We start from the raw sequence: 23,700 nt of genomic DNA, 5'->3' as shown, positions 1-23,700 counted from the left end.
GGGGCCCGGTACGGCTGAAAGGGATCACGCACGCATGGCTTTCGAACCGCCGCAGCGGCTTGTACGGGCGCTCGGCGAGACGCCCGGGACGGCTCAGGACACGGACTGGCTGGAGCGGTTGCCCCGGCTCGCCGACGAGGCGCTCTCCCGGCGGGGCGTGTCGGCCCAGCGGGTCCAGGCCCCCGGCGGCCGCAGCAGTCTGGTGCTCCTCGTCCACTACGCCGACGGCACCCCGGCGGCCCTGAAGCTGGCCCCGCCGGCCGCCCGGCCGGAGCGGGAGCTCGCCGCGCTGGCGCACTGGGGCGGCTTCGGAGCCGTACGGGTCCTCGACTCGCGCCACCACGAGGACGACGGCGGGCTGCTCCTGGAGCGGCTCCACCCCGAGGTGTCGCTGCGGTCGCTGCCCGAGGCGAAGGCGCTGCTGGAGGCCTGCGGCACGCTGCGCCGGCTGTGGGTGGAGCCGCCGCCGGAGCACCGCTTCGAGACGGTGGCCGAGCGCACGGCCCCGCAGTGCGAGGCCCTGCGCGCGGCGCCGCCGGAGTTGCGGGCGCTCGCGGACGCGGCGGTGGCGGCACGGGAGGAGCTGACGGCCGCGCCGGCCGAGGATCTCCTGCTGCACGGCGCGTTCCGGCAGGGCAAGGTGCTGGCCGGGGAGCGGGCGCCGTGGCTGACGGTGGGTCCGGATCCGCTGGTCGGCGAGCGGGCGTACGACCTGGCCCGGCTGGTCCGGGACCGGTTGGAGGACCAGGTCGCCTCCTCGACGGGGGCCTCCGGGGCCCGCCGGCGGGTGAACAAGCTGGCGGATTCGTTGGAGGTGGACCGCGAGCGGCTGCGGGGCTGGACGGTGTTCCGGGCGGTGGAGTCCGGTCACCGGGCGCTGGCCGCCGGGCGGCGGCGGGACGCGGAGCTGTTGCTGGAGTTCGCGGCCTGGTTGTAGGGCATACCGTAGGTAAAGGTGTATGTCCGGCAGGGGGCCGTCATGGTCGAGGAACTGCTGACTGCGGCGATCGCCGCGGGTGTCGGGGTGGTCGCGTACGCGGTGACCGCCGCCCGGGTGGTGAAGCAGTACGAGCGGGGCGTGGTGTTCCGCTTCGGTCGGTTGCGCCGGGGCGTTCGCGGGCCCGGGTTCACGCTGGTGGTGCCGGGGGTCGACCGGCTCCGCAAGGTGAACATGCAGATCGTGACGATGCCGGTGCCGGCCCAGGAGGGCATCACCCGGGACAACGTCACGGTGCGGGTGGACGCGGTCGTCTACTTCAAGGTCGTGAACGCGGCCGACGCGATCGTGGAGGTGGAGGACTACCGGTTCGCGGTCTCCCAGATGGCGCAGACCTCCCTGCGGTCGATCATCGGCAAATCGGACCTGGACGACCTGCTGTCGAACCGTGAGCAGCTGAACCAGGGGCTGGAGCTGATGATCGACAGCCCGGCCGTCGGGTGGGGCGTGCAGATCGACCGGGTGGAGATCAAGGACGTGTCGCTGCCGGAGACGATGAAGCGGTCGATGGCGCGTCAGGCGGAGGCGGACCGCGAGCGTCGCGCCCGGGTGATCAACGCGGACGCGGAGCTGCAGGCGTCGAAGAAGCTGGCGGAGGCGGCGGCGGTGATGTCGGAGCAGCCGGCGGCCCTCCAGTTGCGGCTGCTCCAGACGGTGGTCGCGGTCGCCGCGGAGAAGAACTCCACGCTGGTGCTGCCGTTCCCGGTGGAGCTCCTGCGCTTCCTGGAACGCGCCGCGCCGGCCGCCCAGCCCCCGCCCCCGCCGCCGGCTCCACCGCGGGCGGAGGCCGGGCCGCAGGACGCCGACGGAACGGGCGACCGGGGCCCCCAAGGGACGGCCTAGCCGTTCGTGAGGCGGGTCAGGGCCTCCTCCAGGGTGAGTTCCTCGCGGGTGCCGGTGGCGCGGTCCTGGAGTTCGACGACGCCGTCGGCCGAGCGGCGGCCCGCCACCAGGAGGTGGGGGACTCCGATCAGTTCGGCGTCGGTGAGCTTCACGCCGGGGGACAGTCCGGGCCGGTCGTCGAGCAGCACCCGGCGGCCGGCCGCGGCCAGTTCGCCGGCCGCACGTTCCGCCAGGGCGAGCGGGACGGCCTTGCCCGCGGCGACGACGTGCACGTCGGCCGGGGCCACCTCGGCGGGCCAGCACAGGCCGCGGTCGTCCGCGGTCTGCTCCGCGAGGGCGGCGACGGCGCGGGAGACCCCGATGCCGTAGGAGCCCATGGTGACCCGGACGGGCTTGCCCTCGCGGCCGAGCACGTCGAGGCCGAAGGCGTCCGCGTACTTGCGGCCGAGCTGGAAGATGTGCCCGATCTCGATCGCCCGGTCCAGCCGCAGGCCGGCGCCGCAGGCGGGGCAGGGGTCGCCCGGTTCGACGACGACCACGTCGAGGTACCGGTCCACCTCGAAGTCGCGGCCGCAGACCACGTTCCGGGCGTGGGTGCCCGCCCGGTTGGCGCCGGTCACCCAGGACGTGCCGGGCGCCACGCGGGGGTCGGCGAGGTAGCGGACCTTCTCCAGGCCCTGCGGGCCCACGTAGCCGCGTACCAGGTCGGGGCGGTCGGCGAAGTCCTCGGCGGTCACGAGTTCCACGACGGCGGGCGCCAGGTGCTCGCCGAGCTTGCCGAGATCGACCTCGCGGTCGCCGGGGACGCCGACGGCCACGATCTCTCCGTCGACCTTGACCAGCAGGTTCTTCAGGGTCGCCGACGCGGGGACGTCGAGGAAGGCCGCCAGGGACTCGATGGTCGGGGTGTCGGGGGTGTCCAGTTCCTCGACGGGTCCGTGCTCGCCCCCGGCCGCGGTGAGGGCGAAGGTGACGGCCTCGGTGTTGGCCGCGTAGTCGCAGGAGGGGCAGTCGACGAAGGTGTCCTCGCCGGCGCCGGCGGGCGCGAGGAACTCCTCGGACGCCGAGCCGCCCATGGCCCCGGACACCGCCGACACGATGCGGTGGTCGAGCCCGAGCCGCCGGAAGATCCGTACGTACGCCTCGCGGTGGAGCCGGTAGGACTCGGCGAGGCCCTCGTCGGAGACGTCGAAGGAGTACGAGTCCTTCATCTGGAACTCGCGTCCGCGCAGCACCCCGGAGCGGGGGCGGGCCTCGTCGCGGTACTTCGTCTGGATCTGGTAGAGCATGACCGGCAGGTCCTTGTAGGAGGTGCACTGGTCCTTCACGACGAGGGTGAAGATCTCCTCGTGGGTGGGGCCGAGCAGGTAGTCGGCGCCCTTGCGGTCCTTGAGCCGGAACAGCAGGTCGCCGTACTCCGTCCAGCGGCCGCTGACCTCGTACGGTTCCTTCGGCAGCAACGCGGGGAGCAGCACCTCCTGGGCGCCGATGGCGTCCATCTCCTCGCGGACGACGCGCGTGACGTTGTCCAGGACCCGCTTGCCGAGCGGCAGCCAGGTCCAGACGCCCGCGGAGCTGCGCCGTACGTAGCCGGCGCGGACCAGGAGTCGGTGGCTGAGGGTCTCGGCGTCCGCCGGGTCCTCGCGGAGGGTCTTGGCCATGAGGCGGGACATGCGCTGCACGTGTGGGGTGGACATGTTCGGAGGCTACCGGGACCGGCGGGGGCTCCGACAACCCGTTTCAGGGCCGGGGGTCGGGCCGCAGCAGCGGCAGGGGCGCGCCCATGACGGCGTACGGGAGGCTCGCGCTCGGGAACTGGACGCGGCGGGCGAGGTCCCGGTAGCCGAGGGCGGCGTAGAGGCCGCGGGCCGGGCTGTCGGTGTCGATGGCGGAGAGGATCGAGCGGGGTTCCTCGGCGCTGTCGGTGATCCGGGTGATGAGGCCGCGGCCGACGCCGCGGCCCTGGAAGCCGGGGTGGACGTGCAGTTCGGTGATGACGAAGGCGTCGTCGAGCCAGCCGTCGGCGCCGCCGGCGCGCAGGTACGGTTCGACGATCGTGGACCACCAGTGGCCGCGGTCGTTGGGCATGCCGTAGACGAAGGCGGCGAGGGCGCCGTCGTCGGTGAAGGCGCCGAGCGCGCGGGCGCCGCGGCTGGTCATGTGGCGCTGGACGATGTAGCGCCGGATGCCGACCTCCTCCTCGCTGAGCCCGAAGGCCACGGCCTGCACGCGCAGGGCCTCGTCCACGCGTTCGGCGAGGTCGAGGGGGCCGATGCGGAGTCCGGCGGGCCGTGCGGGGTCTTCGCCCCCGGGGGTAGGCAGCATGCGGCGACCTTACTTCGGGGTGGGGCCGGTGCGGTACGGCTCGGGCGGCGGAAGCGGCCACGGCCGGGGCGGCGCCGGCGGGGTCAGAACAGGACGCTCATGAACGCGCCGGTCTCGCGGAAGCCGACCCGGCGGTAGGCGGCGCGCGCGGCGGTGTTGAAGTCGTTGACGTAGAGGCTGACGACGGGCGCGACGTCGCGCAGGGCGTAGGCGACGACGGCCGCCATGCCGGCTTCGGAGTGGCCGCGGCCCCGGTGGTCGGGGTCGACCCACACGCCCTGGATCTGGCAGGCGCGGGCGGTGGCGGCGCCGATCTCGGCCTTGAAGACGACCTTGCCGTCGTCGATGCGGGCGAAGGAGCGGCCGGTGCCGACGAGTTCGGCGACGCGGGCCTGGTAGAGGAGTCCGCCGTCCCCGGCCATCGGGGAGATGCCGACCTCCTCGGTGAACATGGCGACGCAGGCGGGCATGATCAGGTCCATCTCGTCCTTGCGGACCCGGCGGACGCGCGGATCGGCGGTGACCGTGGTGGAGGGCTGTTCCATGACCATCAGGGGTTGGCGGGGGCGGACGTCGCGGGCGGGGCCCCAGCTGGGTTCGAGGAGTTGCCACAGCAGCCGGGTGGCTTCGGCGGGGCCGACGATGGAGGAGCAGCGACGGCCGGTGCGGCGGGCGCGCTCGGCGAAGGCGCGGACGGCGTCGGGTTCGGCGCAGACGGGCACCAGGTTGGCGCCGGCGTAGCACAGGGAGCGCAGCCGGCCGTCGGTGTACCAGCCCCACATCTCGCCGCCGAGCCGCCAGGGGTCGAGGCCGGCGACCTGGACCCGGGAGGCGACGAAGGCGTTCTCGACCGGCGCGCGCCCGAGGACTTCGAGGGCGGCGTCGAGATCACTGGGCTCAAGGACCCTGGTGGTGGTCTGCGTCAACACTGGGGCCTCACCATGCAAGTCTGCTGATCTCCGCACTGTACCCGGCGGGGCCTCGGGATGCCGCCTCCCACGGTCACGAAAGAGCCCCGGCCCCGGCCCCGAGCTGCGGGAACGGGGCCGGGGCCGGAGCTGCGGGAGCTACACGCCGATGGCCACGGTGGGCTCGCCGGAGGGGATGCCGTCCTTCTCCATCTGCTCGGCGATCTTCATCGCCTCTTCGATGAGCGTCTCGACGATCTTCGACTCGGGGACGGTCTTGATGACCTCGCCCTTGACGAAGATCTGGCCCTTGCCGTTGCCGGAGGCGACGCCGAGGTCGGCCTCGCGGGCCTCGCCGGGGCCGTTGACGACGCAGCCCATGACGGCGACGCGCAGCGGAACCTCCATCCCCTCCAGGCCCGCCGTGACCTCCTCGGCCAGCTTGTAGACGTCGACCTGGGCGCGACCGCAGGAGGGGCAGGAGACGATCTCCAGCCGGCGGGGCTTGAGGTTCAGGGACTCCAGGATCTGGATGCCGACCTTGATCTCCTCGACGGGCGGGGCGGAGAGGGAGACGCGGATGGTGTCGCCGATGCCCTCGGAGAGGAGCGCGCCGAAGGCGACGGCGGACTTGATGGTGCCCTGGAAGGCGGGTCCGGCCTCGGTGACACCGAGGTGGAGCGGGTAGTCGCAGGCGGCGGCGAGCTGGCGGTAGGCGTTGACCATGACGACCGGGTCGTTGTGCTTGACCGAGATCTTGATGTCGCTGAAGCCGTGCTCCTCGAAGAGGGAGGCCTCCCACAGCGCGGACTCGACGAGCGCCTCGGGGGTGGCCTTGCCGTACTTCTTCAGCAGTCGGGCGTCCAGGGAGCCCGCGTTGACGCCGATCCGGATCGGGGTGCCCGCGTCCTTGGCGGCGCGCGCGATCTCCTTGACCTTGTCGTCGAACTGCTTGATGTTGCCCGGGTTCACGCGGACGGCGGCGCAGCCGGCGTCGATGGCGGCGAACACGTACTTGGGCTGGAAGTGGATGTCCGCGATGACCGGGATCTGCGACTTCTTCGCGATGACGGCGAGGGCGTCGGCGTCGTCCTGCGTCGGGCAGGCCACGCGGACGATGTTGCAACCGGAGGCGGTCAGCTCGGCGATCTGCTGGAGCGTGGCCCCGATGTCGGACGTGCGGGTGGTGGTCATCGACTGCACCGAGATGGGCGCGTCGCCACCGACGGCCACGGAACCGACCTGGATCTTGCGGCTGACCCTGCGGTCGGCAAGCTTCGTCGGCACGGCCGGCATTCCGAGTGAGATGGCAGTCATCTGCTGTGCAACCCCAAGGTGTGGATCGAGGTCCCGAGATCGGCGGGCTCCGGTCTTCGAGATTACGCCAAGCAGCACGCGCCCCTTGCATCCGAGGGGGTGTGCCACCCGAACGTAGGGAGCCGGGCACGATGCGTGCCCGGCTCCGACCGGTCTGCTGTAGTGCGGCGGCGGCTAGGTGATCTTGATGGGGTTCACCACGTCCGCGACGAGGACCAGCAGCGTGAAGCAGACGAAGAGCCCGGCGACCACGTACGCGGCGGGCATCAGCCGTGCCACGTCGAACGGGCCGGGGTCGGCGCGCCGCAGGAGCCGTGCCACGTTGCGCCGCAGGGACTCCCACAGGGCGCCGGCGATGTGCCCGCCGTCCAGGGGCAGCAGGGGCAGCATGTTGAACAGGAAGAGCGAGAGGTTGAACATGCCCAGGACGTTCAGCATGATCGACATGCGCTGTTCGCCCGGAATGTCCAGGGTCGCGATCTCGCCGCTGATGCGGGCCGCTCCGACGATGCCCATCGGGGAGTCCTGCTCGCGTTCGGCGCCGCCGAAGGCCGCGTCCCACAGGGCCGGGATCTTGGCGGGGAGCTGGATCAGGCCCTGCACGCTGCCCTCGACGATCTCGCCCATGTGGTCCACGGACTCGCCGAAACCGAGGGCCGCGACCTCCGTCTTCGGGCTGAAGCCGAGCCAGCCCGCCGTCACGTACTCGCCCTTGACGTAGCCGCCGTGCCCGTCGGTCCGGGCGACCTTGTTCTCGATCAGGTTGACCGGCAGGGTCAGTTCGCGGCCGTCGCGCACGACGGTGACGGTGGCGGGTCCGACGGTGTCGCGGATCCGCTGTTGCAGGGCGGACCAGTCGGCGACCTCGCGGCCGTCGAAGGCGACGATGCGGTCACCGGCCGTGAGGCCGGCCAGCTTGGCCGGCGCGACCGGGTCGCTGTCCTTGCACACCTCCCGGTTCTCGCTCTGCTGGATCACGCAGGGCGAGACGGTGGCGACCTGGGTGGTGGTGCGGTTGATCCCGAAGGTCATCCAGACGCCGAAGAAGATCGCGAGGGCGAGCACCAGGTTCATGAAGGGGCCCGCGAACATCACGATCACGCGCTTCCACGGCTTGCGCGTGTAGAAGAGCCGCGATTCGTCGCCGGGCTGGAGCTCCTCGTAGGCCGCCGAACGGGCGTCCTCGATCATCGACCGGAACGGCGACGTGGAGCGGGCGGTGACCTTGCCGTCCTCGCCGGGCGGGAACATCCCGATCATGCGGATGTAGCCGCCCATCGGGATGGCCTTGATCCCGTACTCGGTGTCGCCCTTCTGGCGCGACCAGATGGTCCGGCCGAAGCCGACCATGTACTGGGGCACGCGGATGCCGAAGAGCTTGGCCGTGGAGAGGTGGCCGAGCTCGTGCCAGGCGATCGAGAAGAGCAGGCCGACCACGAAGACGACCACACCGATCAAGGTCAGCAGTATCGTCATGCGCTCGCCTCCACGGCGGCGCGAGCCGCCATCTCCCGTGCCCGGGCCCTGGCCCAGGTCTCCGCTTCCAGGACGTCCGCGACGCTCAGCGAGGTTCCCGCTCGCGGCACGCCGTGTTCATCGACCACGGCAGAGACCGTATCCATGATTGCTGTGAACGGCAGCCGACCGGCCAAGAACGCCTCCACGCACTCCTCGTTCGCCGCATTGAACACCGCGGGGGCCGTGCCGCCCAGGGTGCCCACGTGGCGGGCCAGGCCGACCGCGGGGAAGGCCTCGGTGTCCAGGGGGAAGAACTCCCAGGTCGACGCCTTGGTCCAGTCGAAGGCGGGGGCCGCGTCCGGAACCCGTTCGGGCCAGCCGATGCCGATCGCGATGGGGCCGCGCATGTCGGGCGGGGTGGCCTGGGCGAGGGTGGAGCCGTCCGTGAACTCGACCATGGAGTGCACGTAGGACTGCGGGTGGACGACGACCTCGATGCGCTCGAAGGGGATGTCGTAGAGCAGGTGCGCCTCGATGACCTCCAGTCCCTTGTTGACCAGGGTCGCCGAGTTCACGGTGATCACCGGGCCCATGGCCCAGGTCGGGTGCGCGAGCGCGTCCTCGACGGTGACCCCGGCCAGTTCCGCGCGGGTGCGGCCGCGGAAGGGGCCGCCGGAGGCGGTGACGACGAGCTTGCGGACGTCGGCGCGGGTGCCGCCGGCCAGGGCCTGGAAGAGCGCCGCGTGCTCGGAGTCCACCGGGATGATCTGCCCGGGCTTCGCGAGGGCCTTGACCAGCGGACCGCCGACGATCAGCGACTCCTTGTTGGCCAGGGCCAAGGTCCGGCCCGCCCGCAGGGCGGCGAGGGTGGGCGCGAGGCCGATGGATCCGGTGATGCCGTTGAGGACGGTGTGGCACGGCGAGGCGGCCAGCTCGGCGGCCGCGTCGGGCCCGGCCAGGATTTCGGGCAGCGGCTCGGACGGTCCGTACTGGGCCCCGAGCGCCTCCTTCAGGGCCGGTACGACGTCCTCGCGGGCGACGGCCACCGTCCGCACCCGCAGCAGCCGCGCCTGCTCGGCGAGCAGCCCGACGCGCCCACCGGCGGCGGACAGCGCCGTGACGCGGAAGCGGTCCGGGTGGCGCAGGGCGAGATCGATGGCCTGGGTGCCGATGGACCCGGTCGACCCGAGGATGACGATGTCCCGGCGGCCGGCCGAGGCGTCGAAGAGGAGGTGCGGGTCGGCGAGGGGGGCTGGACTGTCGGTCATGCCCCCCATTGTGGCCGCAACTCAGGAGCGCTTGGACACGGAGTCCCCGTCGGTGACGCGGGCGAGGAGTTCGGGGAGCGTCCCGGCGAAGTCGGGGAGCGCCCGGGCCGTCCGCCACCAGGCCCGCGGGTCGGTTCCGAGCGCGGCGTCGAACAGTCGGTCGGCCTCCGCCCGGGCGGCGAGGACGGCGGCGGGCCGGTCGTGACGGTCGGGGTGGCCGATGTCGCCGAGCCACTGGTCCTCGTCCAGCGCCCAGCAGGCGGGGACCTTGTGCCGGACCACGTCGGCGCCGGTGATCAGGCCGCGGTCCAGGCAGTCCCGGACCCAGCGGACGTCCTCCTCGACGGTCTCCATCGGGACGGCCAGGCTCACCAGGGCCAGCTCCCGCTCCCAACCGCCGGTCGGCTCGGACGTGGCCGTGTCGGGGGCGAGCCGGCGCACGGCCCGGCCCAGCGCGGGGTCGTGCCGTACGAGGCCCAGCGGGGGCAGTGAGTTCGCGGCCAGCTCCGCCGCAAGCTCGGGCAGGGTGCCGCGGTATCCGGGGGCCCGGCGCGGCAGTTCGGCCCACAGTCGCGGGTCCTCCCCCAGCGCGGGCCGCAGGGCCCGCTGCACCGCCGACTGCATCTCGGCCTGCTCGGGCAGGCTCCAGCGCAGCCCGCGCGTGACGGGCAGGTGCCCCAGCAGCAGCGTCCGGGCGGCGGGGGCCACATGGGCGACGAGCTCGTCGCAGGTCAGCAGCCCGGTCCGGACCGCGCGCACGGCGGGCCGGTACCAGTGGCGCCCGTACGGGTCCCCCGCGCGGGCGTCGAGCAGCGCCCGGCAGGCCTCCCGGGGCAGCCCGGCCGCCAGCATCAGGGCCTCCACGGCCCCCGGCGGCAGCGGAGCACGGGCGTGCTCGCGCAGCAGCTGCTCCGGGTCGAGCTCGTGCGGCATGCCGAGCAGGGTGAGCGGGACCCGGGGCCGGCGGGCGTGCCGGCGCAGCAGGGCGATCAGCGCGGCGGAGTCGAAGGGGCCCGGCCCTGCCGCCCGGAGCAGTTCCGGGGACGGGCCGGGGCGGGCGGCGTACCGGGCCGGTCCGGGCAGACCGGGCAGCGGGCGGCCGACGACGTGGGGGTTGCGGGCGATGTAGTGCCGGTCCGCCTCGGCTCCCCCGCGCAACAGCAGGGTGACGGCCGAGGCGGGCAGCCACTGGTCGCGGCACAGGTACTTGCGCGTGGGTTCGTCGAGCCGGTCGAGCAGCTCGCCCACCACCTGTTGCGGTGCGTGGCGCACCAGGTGCGCCACGCACCAGGCCAGCCGTCTGCTGACCCGGTCCTCCTCGGCCGTCGGCATCGTCCTCGCCCGCCTCGCGCTCGTACCCGCGCCCGGGGTCGCACATCAGTCCGGGCTACTGCCGATGATGGCAGGTCAGCGTAGGGGGCGGTGGACGTTTTCGTGCACCGACGGGCCCGGTGCGGCGTCCGCGATCCAGGGTCCGTCGCCGGAGGGGTCGAGGACGCCCTCCTCCAGCCAGGTGTAGGCGCCGCCGAGGACCCCCTCCACGACCTTGCGGTCGAGGTCGTCGGTGTTGGACCAGAGCCGGCCGAAGAGCTCCTCGACGCGGATCCGGGACTGCCGGCAGAAGGCGTCGGCGAGCTGGTAGGCCTCGCGGCCGTGCTCGTCGGCCGCCCTGAGGTGTTCGGCGCGCACACAGGCCGCGCTCATCGCGAAGAGTTCGGCGCCGATGTCGACGATCCGGCCGAGGAAGTTCTGCTTGGTCTCCATGCGGCCCTGCCAGCGGGACATCGCCCAGAACGTGGAGCGGGCGAGTTTGCGGGAGCAGCGTTCGACGTACCGCAGGTGGGTCGCCAGGTCGGGATGGCCGGGCGGATGGAACGCGCGGTAGGTGCCCGGGAGTTGACCGGCGCCGGTGGCCAGCTGGGGCAGCCAGCGGGCGTAGAAGCCGGCCGCGCGGGCGCCCGCCCTGGCCTTGTCGCCGAGGTCCTTCTCGGGGTCGATGATGTCGCCCGCGACGGCGAGGTGGGCGTCGACGGCCTCACGGGCGATGAGCAGGTGCATGATCTCGGTGGAGCCCTCGAAGATCCGGTTGATCCGCAGGTCGCGGAGCATCTGCTCGGCGGGGACGGCGCGTTCGCCGCGCGCGGCGAGCGACTCGGCGGTCTCGAAGCCGCGGCCGCCGCGGATCTGGACGAGTTCGTCGGCCATCAGGCAGGCCATCTCGGATCCGTACAGCTTGGCGAGGGCCGCTTCGATGCGGATGTCGTTGCGGTCCTCGTCGGCCATTTGGGAGGCCAGGTCGACGACCGCTTCGAGGGCGAAGGTGGTGGCGGCGATGAAGGAGATCTTGGCGCCGACGGCCTCGTGCCGGGCGACCGGGCGGCCCCACTGCTCGCGGACCCCGGACCACTCCCGGGCGATCTTCAGGCACCACTTGCCGGCGCCGACGCACATCGCCGGCAGCGACAGCCGGCCGGTGTTCAGGGTGGTCAGCGCGATCTTGAGGCCGGCGCCCTCGGCGCCGATCCGCTGGGCGGCCGGGACCCGGACGCCGTGGAACCGGGTGACGCCGTTCTCCAAGCCGCGCAGGCCCATGAAGGCGTTGCGGTGCTCGACGGTGATGCCCGGCGAGTCGGCCTCGACGACGAAGGCGGTGATCCCGCCGCGGTGGTTCTCGCTCTTCGGGACGCGGGCCATCACCACGAGCAGGTCGGCGACGACCCCGTTGGTGGTCCACAGCTTCACCCCGTCGAGGACGTACACGTCCTCCCCGTCCGGGACGGCCGTGGTGGCCAGGCGCGCCGGGTCGGAGCCGACGTCGGGCTCGGTGAGCAGGAAGGCGCTGATGGCGGTGGTGGCGCAGCGCGGCAGGTAGGCGTCCTTCTGCTCCCGCGTCCCGAACATCTTCAGCGGCTGGGGCACGCCGATCGACTGGTGGGCGGAGAGCAGGGCCCCGATGGCCGGGCTGACCGAACCGACGAGGGCGAGCGCCTTGTTGTAGTAGACCTGGGTGAGGCCGAGGCCGCCGTACTGGGGGTCGATCTTCATGCCGAGGGCGCCGAGCTCCTTGAGCCCGCGGACCGTCTCGTCGGGGATCCGCGCCTCCCGTTCGATGCGGGCGGCGGTCCCGTCGGCGAGCATCGCCTCGCAGAACTCCCGCATCCGGGCCAGGAAGGCCTCGCCGCGCCGGACGTCCTCGTCGGCGGGGAGCGGATGGGGGTGGATCAGGTCGATCCGGAACCGGCCGAGGAAGAGCTCCTTGGCGAAACTGGGCTTGCGCCAGTCCTGCTCTCGGGCCGCTTCCGCGACCCGCCGCGCCTCGCGCTCGGTCACCTTGGGCTGTACGGGTTGTACGGGCTGTACGGGCTGTGTTGCGGACATCCGGGTACTCACCTCGCCGCATCGGGACACTACCGATCGGTGCTACCTGTGAGTCGTACCCGGTTCCGGGCCCGGGGAAAAGGCCGCGTGGGCCGTCCGGGCGTCCGCGCGGGCCGCCCGGGAGAAAGGGGACGGCCGGAGCCCCCGCACAGTAGGCTCCGGCCGTCGGTCTGGGACCGTACGAGATCAGATGTCGAGGCCGGTGAGGACCAGGACGCGCTCGTAGGTGTAGTCGTCCATCGCGTAGCGGACGCCCTCGCGGCCCACGCCGGACTGCTTGACGCCGCCGTACGGCATCTGGTCGGCCCGGTAGGAGGGGGCGTCGCCGATGATCACGCCGCCGACCTCCAGCTCGCGGTGGGCGCGGAAGGCGACCTGGATGTCGCGGGTGAAGACGCCGGTCTGGAGACCGAACTTCGAGTCGTTGACGGCGGCGAAGGCCTCGTCGGTGTTCTCGACGCGCAGCAGGGTCAGGACGGGGCCGAAGACCTCTTCGGTGGCGAGCTTCACGCCGGCCGGGACGTCCGCGATGACGGTCGGCTCGACGGTGGCGCCGTCGCGCTTGCCGCCCGTGAGCAGCTTCGCGCCGGCGGCGACGGCCTCGTCGACCCAGGTCTCGACGCGCTTGGCGGCGTCCTCGGAGACCAGCGGGCCGACGTCGGTGGCGGAGTCGGAGGGGTCACCGGTGACCTGCTCGCGGACCTTGGCGACGACCTTCTCGGCGAGGCGGTCGTAGACGGAGGCGTCGGCGATCACGCGCTGCACGGAGATGCAGGACTGGCCGGCCTGGTAGTTCGAGAAGGTCGCGATGCGGGTCGCGGCCCAGTCGAGGTCGGCTTCGGAGGACCAGTCGGCGAGGACGACGGCCGCGGCGTTGCCGCCGAGCTCCAGGGTGCAGTGCTTGTGCGGCACCGACTGCTGGATGGCGTAGCCGACGGTGTCGGAACCGGTGAAGGAGATGACGGGCAGCCGCTCGTCCTTGACCAGGGCCGGCATCTTCTCGTTGGCGACCGGCAGGACCGACCAGGAGCCGGCCGGCAGGTCGGTCTCGGCGAGCAGCTCGCCGAGGATCAGACCGGAGAGCGGGGTGGCCGGGGCCGGCTTCAGGATGATCGGCGCGCCGACGGCGATGGCCGGGGCCACCTTGTGGGCGCACAGGTTCAGCGGGAAGTTGAACGGCGCGATGCCGAGGACGGGACCCTTGACGAAGCGACGGGTCAGGGCCAGCCGGCCGACGCCACCGGCGTCGGTGTCCAGGCGCTGGGCCTCTCCGCCGTTGAAGCGACGGGCTTCCTCGGCCGCGAAGCGGAATACGGACACCGCACGGCCGACCTCGCCGCGGGCCCACTTGACCGGCTTGCCGTTCTCGGCGGAGATCAGCTGGGCGATCTCCTCGGTGCGCTCGGCGAGCCGGCGCGACACGTGGTCCAGGGCCGCCGCGCGAACGTGGGCGGGGGTGGCGGAGAACTCCGCCGTCACGGCGTGCGCCGCGGCCACGGCCTCTTCGACCTGGGCGTCGGTCGGCACGCTGACGGTACCGACGAGCCGGCCGTCCCACGGGTTGTGGACGTCGAAGCTGTCCTCGCCGGAGGCCTCGCGGCCGGCGAGCCAGAAGGCGTGGGTGGAGGTCATGCGAATCCCGGCCCTTCGGTTGTGCGGGGGGTACCTCGCAGCGGCAGCCGGAGGCGGGTCCTGTCCCCACCACGGTAGGACGCCGTCGGGGTTTCGTTGTTTATCCGGCGTGGAGCGGCGACCTGTCCGGCTTCGCCGGTTTGTCAGTGTCGCGGATCGGACGGACCCGTGCGCGCGGGATCCGTCGTCGGGCAGGTCGGTCGGGCTCAGGCGGCCGGGGTGGCCGCCTTCAGGGCGAGCCAGAGTTCCATCCGGACGTCCGGGTCGTCCAGGGAGCGCCCGAGGATCTCCTCGACCCGCTTCATCCGGTACCGCAGCGTGTGCCGGTGCACCCCCAGGTCGGCCGCGGCGGCGTCCCACTGGCCGTGCCGGGAGAGCCACGCCTGGAGCGAGGCCACCAGGTCGCCGCGACCGGTAGCGTCGTGCTCCCGCAGGGCCCGCAGCATGCCGTCCGCGAAGGCCCGTACGGCGTCGTCCGCGAGCAGCGGCAGGACCGAGCCCGCCGCGAGGTCCTCGTGCTCCACCATCGGCCGTCCCCGGCGACGGGCCACGGCGAGGGCTTGGTCGGCCTGCTTGACGGCGGCGGCCACGCCCGTGGCGGCCGCCGGCGCGGACAGGCCCACCACCAGCTCGTCCGGCTCGGGGCCGGTCGTGTCCCGGCCGCGCCGGGCCTCCAGCGCCTCCGCGTGGTCGACGCACGCCTGTACGGCGGATCCGCCGTCGGCCGCGAGCACCACGAGGCGGCCGTCCCCCGGAACGACGAGCAGCGTCTCACCGGTCCGGGCCGCCGCCGACTCCACGGCGTCGGCGAGCAGCGCGAGCCCCTCGGGCTGGGCGGTCCCGGGCAGCGCCGGCTCGGCGGTGACGATCCGGAACGGCGCTTCCAGCAGCGCCCCGTACAGGTCCCCCGCCACGGCCCGGGCGTGCTCGGCCTGCCCCTCCAGCAGCATCCGCAGCACGGCCGCGCCGAGTCGGGACTCCGCGTCGTGCAGCGAGCGGGAGCGTTCCGTGGTCAGGGTCAGCAGGGCGACCGCGGAGTGCACCGCGTACCGCTCGGCGGTGCCCAGCGGGGCGCCCGTACCGACGGCGAGCGCGCCCCGGGCCCGGCGTCCGGTGCCCAGGGACTGCAGTTCCACCCGATCGTCGGAGCCGCCCACGACCGCGCTCGCGGGCGCGGGCCGCTCGCGCAGCCGCTCCACGTCGGGGGTCAGCCGGGCGGCGCGGCGCGCGGCCCAGTCGGGGGCGGCGGCCACGACCGCGCCGGAGGTGTCGTACAGCGCGGCCCAGCCGTGGACGTGCGCGGCTAGCTTCGTCAACAGTTCGGCGGGCCCGTCGGCGGACAGGGCGGCCCGGGTCAGTTCGCGCTGCGCCTCGAAGCCGGCGGTGACGGCCCGGTACTGGTCGGCGGCGAGGGCGGCGGAGACGGCCTTGCTGATGGCCAGGAACGGGGTCCGGCGCGGCACCTCCAGCAGCGGCAGGTCCTCTTCCCGGGCGGCCTCGACGAGCGCGTCGGGGACGGCGTCGTAGTTCACCCCGACGGCGAAGCCGATGCCGACGACGCCTGCGGCCGCGAGGCGGCGTACGTAGCGGCGCATCTCCTCGGGGTCGTCCGCGTCCAGCTTCATGGCGGTGACCAGCAGCAGCTCGCCGCCCTCCATGTAGGGGACGGGGTCGGCCAGCTCGCTGACGTGGGCCCAGCGCACGGGCGTGTCGAGACGGGTCTCCCCGGCCCGGACGCTGAGCTTGAGCGCCGAGTGCTGGACGAGCGAGGCGAGGGTGAGCGGCATCGGGTACCAGGTGCCTTACGCGGGAGGGGGAGGGGCGGGATCGGGGGGAGGAGCGGGGCCCGCGGGGTGGGGCGGGCATCGGGGTTTTTCGCCGTGTCGTATGAAGCACCCCACTCGATTCTGCCACCTCGTACGGGTCCGCTCAGCCCCTCCCGGCCAACCGCAGCAGCAACGGAGCGGCCCGTTCCCCGCGTACGGAGGTCAAGGACAGCACCGCACAGCCGGGCGGTACGGCGTGCGCGAGGTCGGAGGCCGACCAGCGTTCGCGCTCCACCTGGCGCACGGTCACCGCGTCCGTGGTGACGGCCTTGCCGGTGACGAGCTTGCGGAAGGCGTGGATGGCCCGGGTCAGCGGCTGGTCGGCGAAGACCGTCCGGTGCGTCACGTCGCGGGTCTCGACCCACTCGGTGCCCCAGGCCTCGGCGAAGCGCTTGCCGTCCCAGGTGGTCACCCCGGAGAAGGCCATCCGGCAGCCGACGGCGCCGAGCAGCGGGGTGCGCAGGGCCTCCGGTACGTCGTCCAGGGTGCGCAGCGTCAGTAGCACCCCGGCGTTCGCGGACCGCAGCCGCTGGACGCCGCGCACGGTCTCTGGGGTCAGGGTGTGCGAGGCGTCGTCGAGGGCGAGGAAGGCGAAGAGCGAGCGGTCGGCGCGGGCCGCGGCGGCCGCGTTGAACTGGGCGAGGAGCAGCCGGGACAGCATTCGCGAGGCATCGGCGTGCCCGCGTTCGGGCAGGTCGACGCGGACCCGGACCGGGTGCTCCAGGGCGCGCATGGAGAAGGGCCGGCTCTGGCCACTGGTGTCGAAGAACCCGGCGAAGGCGGGCCGGTCGAGCAGGGCGAGCCGGTCGGCGAGGGCCGGGCCGGGGTCGCCGTGGGCGCCGTGCTGACGGCTCCGGGCGTCGAGCTCGCGGAGCATGGCGGGCCGCCCGGCGCCCTCGGCGTCCTCCAGCGCGCGGCGGAGCGCGGCGAGGGCGGGCGGCAGCCCGTCGAGCAGCTCGCGCAGCTCGGGCACGGCGGGGAACCGGCCGTGGGCGGCGTGGAACGGGCCCAGCAGCTGCGCGAGCGCGGTGGCGGCGCGGCGCACGTCGACACCGGGAACGTCCCCGACGAGGGCCTCGGCGAGGAGCGTGGCGGCCTCGTCGGGGTCGGCGGCGCCGCCGTAGAGGTCGAGGTCGTAGAGGGAGCCGGGATCCCCGATGCGCACGACGACGTCGTACGCCGCGTCGGGCCCGAGCTCGGCCCCGGCCGCGCCGACGGCGACGACGGCGACCTGCCCGGCCAGCGCCTGCAGGGCGAGGCTCTCCACGACCGGCCTCACCAGCCGGGAGGTCTTGCCGCTGCCGGAGGGACCGACGGCGAGCAGGGAGGTCCCGAGCACCCCGGGATCGAGGGCGAGGGCGGTGCCGCGGCGCGCGTAGGGGTTGCGCTCGCCGTCCTCGACGGTCCCGAGCAGCACCTGCCCCACCAGCAGGTCGTGCCGCGCGGCCCGCACGGGCAGGTCCCGCGCCCCGGACGGGTGCACGCAGGCCCCGGCCCCGTTGTCCCGCACGGCCTCGGCGAACGCCTGCCGCCGCGACGGATCCACCCGCACGGACTCCCAGGCCCGCCGAATCCGCGCGTAGTCGACATCGTTCATCCGCCCGCCGACCACTTCCCCCTCAAGCCGATCGGCAACGTCCCCAAGCCCTTCCCGCCGAACTTGTGGCCATGCGACGGGGTCGGGCTGAGAGGTCACCGCCGCCGGGGCGGCGACGTCCGATGCGACCGTCCCGAGCGGCGTGGACCTCCGGGCGAGCCGGAGGAAGTACACGATGACAGGCGCGGAAACCACGACGTAGGACAAGTTGCCCACCAGGGTGACCGTGCCCGCGCTCATGTCCTGGTAGGGCAGATGATCAGCGACGAGGCCGAGCAACGGCAGCGTCCTCGTCCAGATGAGCAACAGGACGAAGAGGGCCCCCGCCGCCGCACCGGCGACCCGGGCCCGGCGTCCGCGCCTCGCCACCAACCGGTCGAAGGCCAAGTGCCATGACCCGAGGCGGCTGAACCACACCACCAGCAGCACGGTCACCAGTGTCATGTATGTCTGCAGGGCGGCGACGCCGCGTCCATCCACCGGGCCCCCTCGAAGCTCCCACCAGTCGCGGGGAGTGAAGAGCTTCAGCGGCAGGTCCGTGTAGGGGATGTAGTTGTTGCTCAGCAGCGACCAGATCAGCACGCACGCCAGGAACGAAATGACCGCACCGCTCAACAGCGCACGATCAGCGGCGGGCTCTTCCTGGACTCCCTCACGGGGCTGATAGCCCCGCCGCCACACCCCCGGCTCCGCCGTGGGCCTTGGTGTGCGGAGCCAGTCCGCGAAGGGCGAAGCCGCACCGGCCCCACGCACGGAACCCGGAGGCCGCGTCGGCATCGGCGGCACCCCGCCCGCCTCCCCCGCCGGCCGCGGCACCCGCCCCGCGCGGGTCGCCCGTCCCTCGTACGCACCGTCGGTGTCCATGAACCCCTGCCCCCTACCCGTGCCGTACCCGTGCCGTGCGCTGCGCTGCGGCGCTCAATCTAGTGCCCGGCCCCGCCCTTCGGCCCGTAGCCGGGCATGATCCACGAGACATCCGCCGGACACCGCCGCATTCGTTCCTATGGCCGTCACGGACAAGGACACACCGGCACCACTCCCGAACGGCGCATGCCTTACCCCCTCCCCCGGACCTAACCTGCGGACAAAGACACAAGTGCGTCCGAAAACACCCCCCAGGAGCCCCCTATGACCGCTGTCCCGCAGGAGCGCCGCATCGTCACCGCGATCCCCGGCCCCAAGTCGCAGGAGCTGCAGGCCCGCCGCCTTTCGACGGTGGCCGGCGGCGTGGGCTCCGTACTGCCCGTGTTCACGGCCCGCGCGGGCGGCGGGATCATCGAGGACGTCGACGGCAACCGCCTGATCGACTTCGGTTCCGGCATCGCCGTGACCTCGGTCGGTGCCTCCGCCGAGGCCGTCGTGCGCCGCGCCTCCGCGCAGCTCGCCGACTTCACGCACACCTGTTTCATGGTCACGCCGTACGAGGGCTACGTCGAGGTCTGCGAGGCCCTCGCCGAGCTGACCCCGGGTGACCACGCGAAGAAGTCGGCGCTGTTCAACTCGGGCGCCGAGGCCGTCGAGAACGCCGTCAAGATCGCCCGTTCGTACACCAAGCGCCAGGCGGTCGTCGTCTTCGACCACGGCTACCACGGCCGTACGAACCTGACGATGGCGCTGACCTCGAAGAACATGCCGTACAAGCAGGGCTTCGGTCCGTTCGCCCCCGAGGTCTACCGCGTCCCGGTCGCCTACGGCTACCGCTGGCCCACCGGCGCCGAGAACTGCGGCCCCGAGGCCGCCGCCCAGGCGATCGACCAGATCAGCAAGCAGATCGGCGCGGAGAACGTCGCTGCGATCATCATCGAGCCGGTCCTCGGCGAGGGCGGCTTCATCGAGCCTGCCAAGGGCTTCCTCCCGGCGATCGTGAAGTTCGCCAACGACAACGGCATCGTCTTCGTCGCCGACGAGATCCAGTCCGGCTTCTGCCGCACCGGCCAGTGGTTCGCGTGCGAGGACGAGGGCATCGTCCCCGACCTGATCACCACCGCCAAGGGCATCGCGGGCGGCCTGCCGCTCGCCGCCGTGACGGGCCGCGCCGAGATGATGGACTCCGTCCACGGCGGCGGTCTGGGCGGCACCTACGGCGGCAACCCGGTGGCGTGCGCGGGTGCGCTCGGCTCCATCGAGACCATGAAGGAGCTCGACCTCAACGCCGCGGCGAAGAAGATCGAGTCCCTCATGAAGTCCCGCCTGACGGCCATGCAGGAGAAGTACGACATCATCGGCGACATCCGCGGTCGCGGCGCCATGATCGCGATCGAGCTGGTGAAGGACCCCGCGTCCAAGACCCCGAACCCGGAGGCGGCCGGCGCGCTCGCCAAGGCCTGCCACGCCGAGGGCCTGCTCGTCCTCACCTGCGGCACCTACGGCAACGTGCTCCGCTTCCTCCCGCCGATCGTCATCGGCGAGGACCTGCTGAACGAGGGCCTGGACATCCTGGAGACCGCGTTCGCGGGCATCTGATCCACGCGTGATCCACGCGTGAAGCACGCCTGATCCACACTCCGGCCGCCGGCCCCGGCCCAACCGGCCACGGGCATCTGATCGAACGACTGGAACGTCCGGTCGTAAGATTTCGACCCTACCGGCGGTAACGGTCGGGCACTGTGAAGAAGCTGTGCGGGGCCGATGGCGGGAGCGCGTTCCCGCTGTCGGCCCCCCTTCCGTTGGCGTACGGTTTCTGCAGATGAGTGAGACAGACCGTTCGCGGGAAACCGAGGACGACACCAGTACCGGGCTTCCCCAGCGCCGTACTGGGCATGCGTTCGCGCACACTCCTCACCGATCGGACGACCGCCCGCCCCAAACCCCCCGGGGCGCGCGACAACCCGATCCGGGCGGCCGTCCCGGAACCATCCCCCCTGTTCCGGGACGGCCGGCCATTCTCCTCCTCGTGGGCCTGTGCCCCCTCCTCTTCGCCCTGATCACCTGGCAGGTCCTGGTGGACGGGCCGCTGTTGACGTCCGATCGGGCCCTGAGTCGCGCGCTGGTGCGCACGGTCCCCGACGGGGTCACCGAGGCCCTCGCGGATCTGGGCAACGTGCCCGTCGCCCTGCCCGTGCTAATGGTCGCGATGGCGTACGCCCTGCGCCGCGGGGACCGCCGCGGGCCGCTCGCGGCCGGCGTGGCGATGGCCCTGGTGCCGGCGCTCGTCATCCCGTTCAAGGAGTGGACCGCCCGGCCGGGCCCGTTGGAGCCCTGGGCCGCCGGCTACTTCCCCTCGGGCCACACGGCCACCGCGCTGACGGCCTACGTGGGCGCGGCCCTGCTCGTCGCCCCGTACGCACGCCGTGCCCGCCCCCTGCCCCTCGCCGCCGCCCTGACCGCCCTGACCGCGACGGGCCTGATCCTGCGCGGCTTCCACTGGCCCCTGGACGTCCTGGCCAGCCTCCTCCTCTGCGCCCCCCTCCTCACCGGCGTCCACTTGGCGGTGTCGTACCGTCACCCCTCCCCCGGAGCCCGCAAACCGGACTGAGGGCGTTGCGCGGGTCGCGGGCGTCCCCGCCCGGAACGGCCGGGGGCCGCGACCCCGGAAGGTCGCGGCCCGATGTGGGGGATGTGGTGGGTCAGCCGCCGAAGTAGGTGTCGAAGTTGCGGCTGAACTCCCAACCGCCGAAACGGTCCCAGTTGATGGACCAGGTCATCAGGCCCCGCAGGGCCGGCCAGGTGCCGTGGGTCTGGTAGGTGCCGCAGTTCTGCTTCTTCGTGAGGCAGTCCAGCGCCTTGGTCACCTCGGCCGGGGAGGTGTGGCCGTTGCCGGCGTTCGTGGTCGCCGGGAGGCCGATGGCGATCTGGTCGGGACGCAGGGCCGGGAAGACGCGGGCGGTGTTGCCGGCGACGGGGAAACCGGTGAGCAGCATGTCGTTCATGGCGATGTGGAAGTCGGCGCCGCCCATGGAGTGGTACTGGTTGTCCAGGCCCATGATCGGTCCGGAGTTGTAGTCCTGGACGTGGAGCAGGGTCAGGTCGTCGCGCAGGGCGTGGATGACGGGGAGGTAGGCGCCGGCGCGCGGGTCCTGGCCGCCCCAGGGGCCGGAGCCGTAGAACTGGTAACCGAGCTGGACGAAGAACGTCTCCGGGGCCATCGTCAGGACGAAGTCGGGGCCGTACTTGGCCTTGAGGGTCTTCACGGCGGCGATCAGGTTGACGATCACCGGGGTGGTCGGGGCGCGGAAGTCGGTGTCGCCGGTGGCGAGGGAGAGGGAGTGGCCCTCGAAGTCGATGTCGAGGCCGTCGAGCCCGTACTCGTCGATGATCTTGCCGACGGAGGTGACGAAGGCGTCGCGGGCGGCGGCGGTGGCGAGCTGGACCTGGCCGTTCTGGCCGCCGATGGAGATCAGGACCTTCTTGCCCGCGGCCTGCTTGGCCTTGATCGCGGCCTTGAACTCGGCCGGGGACTCGACGTTCGGGCATTCGGCGACGGGGCACAGCTGGAAGCGGATGTCGCCCGAGGTGACGGAGGTCGGTTCGCCGAAGGCGAGGTTGATGACGTCCCAGGAGGCGGGGACGTCGGCCATCCGTACATAGCCGGAACCGTTGGCGAAGCTGCTGTGGAGGTAGCCGACGAGGGCGTGCGCGGGCAGGCCGGGACCGCCCGGGCCACCGCCGTCGGGGGGCGTGGTGGCGGAGACCGGGGCGCTGAGCGGGGATTCGCCGGCCGCGTTGACGGCGCTGACCCGGAAGGTGTGCGTGGTGGCGGGGGCGAGGCCGGTGACCGTGGCGGAGGTGCCGGTGGCGGTCTGCGGGGCGACGCCGGCGCGGTGGATCCGGTAGGAGGCGGCGCCGGGGACCGGGGCCCAGCCGAGGGTTACCGATCCGGCGGAGCCGGCGGTCGCGCTCAGGCCGGTGGGGGCGGCCGGAAGCTGGGGTTGGCCCGGGCCGCCGGGGTCCGGGCCGATCAGGGTGACGCCGTCGGTGTGGTGGGCGGGCTGGCCGTACCAGCCGTGGGTCCAGACGGTCACCGAGGTGGTGGCGGGGCCGGTGCGGAAGCTGGTGGTGAGCTGCTTCCAGGCGCCGGCGCTCTGGGTCCAGACGGCGGGGTCGGTGGTGCCGGTCCCGGTCGCGCCGAGGTAGACGTGGGCGCCCTGGACCCAGGCGCCGAGCGTGTACGCCGAGTCGGGCTTGACGGTGACGGTCTGGGAGCAGCGGGCGTTGTCCTGGCCGGCCGGGGTGGCCCGGAGCGCCGAGGTTCCGCCGTGGACGGGGGTGGTGACGGTGGCTCCGCTGCCGCCGGAGCAGCTCCAGCCGTCGAAGCCCGCCTCGAAGCCGCCGTTGCGTACGAGATCGGCGTCGGCCGCCGCGGCCGGCGGGCCCGCGGCGAGGAGGCCGGCCGCCGCCAGGGCGGCGGCCGTAAGGATGGACCAGGCTCTGCGCACAACTGCCTCCGGGGCATGGGGGGATGGAGGGGGTCAGCGGCGCCCAAGATGGTCCAGACCAATGCGCTTGTCAAGGCTTCCGACCCTCACCCTCCCGCGGACCGCCGGTGACGGCGGCCGCCGCGTTCGCCGCCGCCTCGTGCATGGCGAGTTCGAGGACGGCCGGGTCGGTGAGGGTGCCGCTGCCGTCCGGGACCACCAGCCAGCGGACCCCGCCGGTCGCCCGGCCGGGGTACGGGACCACGATCCAGCTGCCGGGCCCGGCTCCCCGTACGCCGGTGCCGAGCCAGCGCGAGGCCGTCCCCGGGGGTACGAAGAAGCCGACCCGGGAGTCCCCGAAGTCGGCCAACACCGGCCCCGGCCGGCCGGACAACAGGCGCAGGACGTCCAGGGCGGCCCGCCCCAGCTCCCCCGGGAGGATGAGCACGTCCCAGCTCCGGCCGGCCGGGAGGAGGGTGACCCCGAGGGGGTTGCGCTCCCACTCCCAGCGGCAGGCGTCGGGGTCCGGCGCCACCGATACCAGCCACTCCACTGCCGTCTTGATGCCCGCGAGCGTCATCGCCCGGCCTCCGTTCGTCTCGTGCGGTGAGGGGGTCTCAACCGGAGAGAGCGGGGCCGGGCCCGGGTATGACGCGGGTTGGGTTACTCCGTGGTGGTGAAGCGGGTCACACGGTGATCGTGCGTGCGCCCGGCGTACGGCGGTCGGTTCATCCGTTGATCATCCGCCGCCCGTCGATCGCCGCACCCGGACGGCCGGCGCGCCGGGGGCGCGGGGT

17 protein-coding genes are annotated in these 23,700 nt (G+C 73.0%); 4 read left to right on the top strand and 13 right to left on the bottom strand.

Annotated elements, in window-relative coordinates:
* Nucleotides 1–34: 34 nt before the first annotated feature.
* Together AB0D46_RS05475 and AB0D46_RS05470 are read left to right on the top strand one after the other, a co-directional pair.
* Complete coding sequence (locus AB0D46_RS05475) at nt 35–937, top strand: aminoglycoside phosphotransferase family protein (RefSeq protein WP_362875950.1); 903 nt, start codon at nt 35–37, stop codon at nt 935–937.
* Between the two features lie 42 nt (nt 938–979).
* Nucleotides 980–1,840, top strand: coding sequence for a slipin family protein (locus AB0D46_RS05470; RefSeq protein WP_362875984.1), 861 nt, complete (start codon nt 980–982; stop codon nt 1,838–1,840).
* Here AB0D46_RS05470 and AB0D46_RS05465 read toward each other — a convergent pair.
* From AB0D46_RS05465 to AB0D46_RS05415, 11 genes are all read right to left on the bottom strand, one after another.
* Nucleotides 1,837–3,537: a proline--tRNA ligase gene (locus AB0D46_RS05465; RefSeq protein WP_362875949.1), complete on the bottom strand. Its 1,701-nt coding sequence runs from the start codon at nt 3,535–3,537 to the stop codon at nt 1,837–1,839. The two genes, AB0D46_RS05470 and AB0D46_RS05465, sit on opposite strands and share 4 nt — an antisense overlap.
* Before the next feature lie 43 nt (nt 3,538–3,580).
* A complete protein-coding gene (locus AB0D46_RS05460) occupies nt 3,581–4,165 on the bottom strand; it encodes a GNAT family N-acetyltransferase (protein WP_362875948.1) in 585 nt (194 codons plus the stop codon).
* Nucleotides 4,166–4,248: 83 nt separating this feature from the next.
* Complete coding sequence (locus AB0D46_RS05455; RefSeq protein ID WP_362875947.1) at nt 4,249–5,094, bottom strand: GNAT family N-acetyltransferase; 846 nt, start codon at nt 5,092–5,094, stop codon at nt 4,249–4,251.
* Nucleotides 5,095–5,232: 138 nt separating this feature from the next.
* Nucleotides 5,233–6,390 carry a flavodoxin-dependent (E)-4-hydroxy-3-methylbut-2-enyl-diphosphate synthase gene (gene ispG, locus AB0D46_RS05450; RefSeq protein ID WP_362875946.1) on the bottom strand — a complete coding sequence of 386 codons (1,158 nt, stop codon included), beginning with the start codon at nt 6,388–6,390 and terminating at the stop codon, nt 5,233–5,235.
* A 174-nt stretch (nt 6,391–6,564) separates the two neighbouring features.
* On the bottom strand, nt 6,565–7,866 hold the full coding sequence (locus AB0D46_RS05445) for a site-2 protease family protein (protein ID WP_362875945.1): 1,302 nt from the start codon (nt 7,864–7,866) through the stop codon (nt 6,565–6,567).
* Nucleotides 7,863–9,125 (bottom strand): 1-deoxy-D-xylulose-5-phosphate reductoisomerase, encoded by a 1,263-nt coding sequence (dxr, locus tag AB0D46_RS05440; protein ID WP_362875944.1) that lies wholly within the window; start codon nt 9,123–9,125, stop codon nt 7,863–7,865. The genes AB0D46_RS05445 and dxr overlap by 4 nt, the downstream gene beginning before the upstream one ends.
* 12 nt (nt 9,126–9,137) lie before the next feature.
* Nucleotides 9,138–10,448 carry a hypothetical protein gene (locus tag AB0D46_RS05435; RefSeq protein ID WP_362875943.1) on the bottom strand — a complete coding sequence of 437 codons (1,311 nt, stop codon included), beginning with the start codon at nt 10,446–10,448 and terminating at the stop codon, nt 9,138–9,140.
* A gap of 75 nt (nt 10,449–10,523) precedes the next feature.
* Nucleotides 10,524–12,494 carry an acyl-CoA dehydrogenase family protein gene (locus tag AB0D46_RS05430; protein ID WP_362875942.1) on the bottom strand — a complete coding sequence of 657 codons (1,971 nt, stop codon included), beginning with the start codon at nt 12,492–12,494 and terminating at the stop codon, nt 10,524–10,526.
* A 186-nt stretch (nt 12,495–12,680) separates the two neighbouring features.
* Nucleotides 12,681–14,126 carry an aldehyde dehydrogenase family protein gene (locus AB0D46_RS05425; protein ID WP_362875941.1) on the bottom strand — a complete coding sequence of 482 codons (1,446 nt, stop codon included), beginning with the start codon at nt 14,124–14,126 and terminating at the stop codon, nt 12,681–12,683.
* A gap of 206 nt (nt 14,127–14,332) precedes the next feature.
* Complete coding sequence (locus AB0D46_RS05420; RefSeq protein WP_362875940.1) at nt 14,333–15,913, bottom strand: PucR family transcriptional regulator; 1,581 nt, start codon at nt 15,911–15,913, stop codon at nt 14,333–14,335.
* A 142-nt stretch (nt 15,914–16,055) separates the two neighbouring features.
* Nucleotides 16,056–18,413 (bottom strand): ATP/GTP-binding protein, encoded by a 2,358-nt coding sequence (locus AB0D46_RS05415; protein WP_362875939.1) that lies wholly within the window; start codon nt 18,411–18,413, stop codon nt 16,056–16,058.
* A gap of 264 nt (nt 18,414–18,677) precedes the next feature.
* Here AB0D46_RS05415 and gabT point away from each other — a divergent pair, with 264 nt between their 5' ends.
* A complete protein-coding gene (gene gabT, locus AB0D46_RS05410; RefSeq protein WP_362875938.1) occupies nt 18,678–20,012 on the top strand; it encodes a 4-aminobutyrate--2-oxoglutarate transaminase in 1,335 nt (444 codons plus the stop codon).
* Between the two features lie 430 nt (nt 20,013–20,442).
* On the top strand, nt 20,443–21,024 hold the full coding sequence (locus tag AB0D46_RS05405) for a phosphatase PAP2 family protein (protein ID WP_362875937.1): 582 nt from the start codon (nt 20,443–20,445) through the stop codon (nt 21,022–21,024).
* 91 nt (nt 21,025–21,115) lie between these two features.
* Here AB0D46_RS05405 and AB0D46_RS05400 read toward each other — a convergent pair whose 3' ends face one another.
* The gene (locus AB0D46_RS05400; RefSeq protein WP_362875936.1) at nt 21,116–22,924 is read right to left on the bottom strand and encodes a glycoside hydrolase family 18 protein; all 1,809 of its coding nucleotides are present in this window, start codon (nt 22,922–22,924) and stop codon (nt 21,116–21,118) included.
* 70 nt (nt 22,925–22,994) lie between these two features.
* Nucleotides 22,995–23,483 (bottom strand): hypothetical protein, encoded by a 489-nt coding sequence (locus tag AB0D46_RS05395; protein ID WP_362875935.1) that lies wholly within the window; start codon nt 23,481–23,483, stop codon nt 22,995–22,997.
* Nucleotides 23,484–23,700: the final 217 nt, after the last annotated feature.

It is taken from the genome of Streptomyces sp. NPDC048383 (assembly GCF_040651775.1).
Lineage (GTDB): Bacteria > Actinomycetota > Actinomycetes > Streptomycetales > Streptomycetaceae > Streptomyces.
Note: the sequence above shows the minus strand (reverse complement) of the source record. Positions and strands in the feature narration are given on the sequence as shown.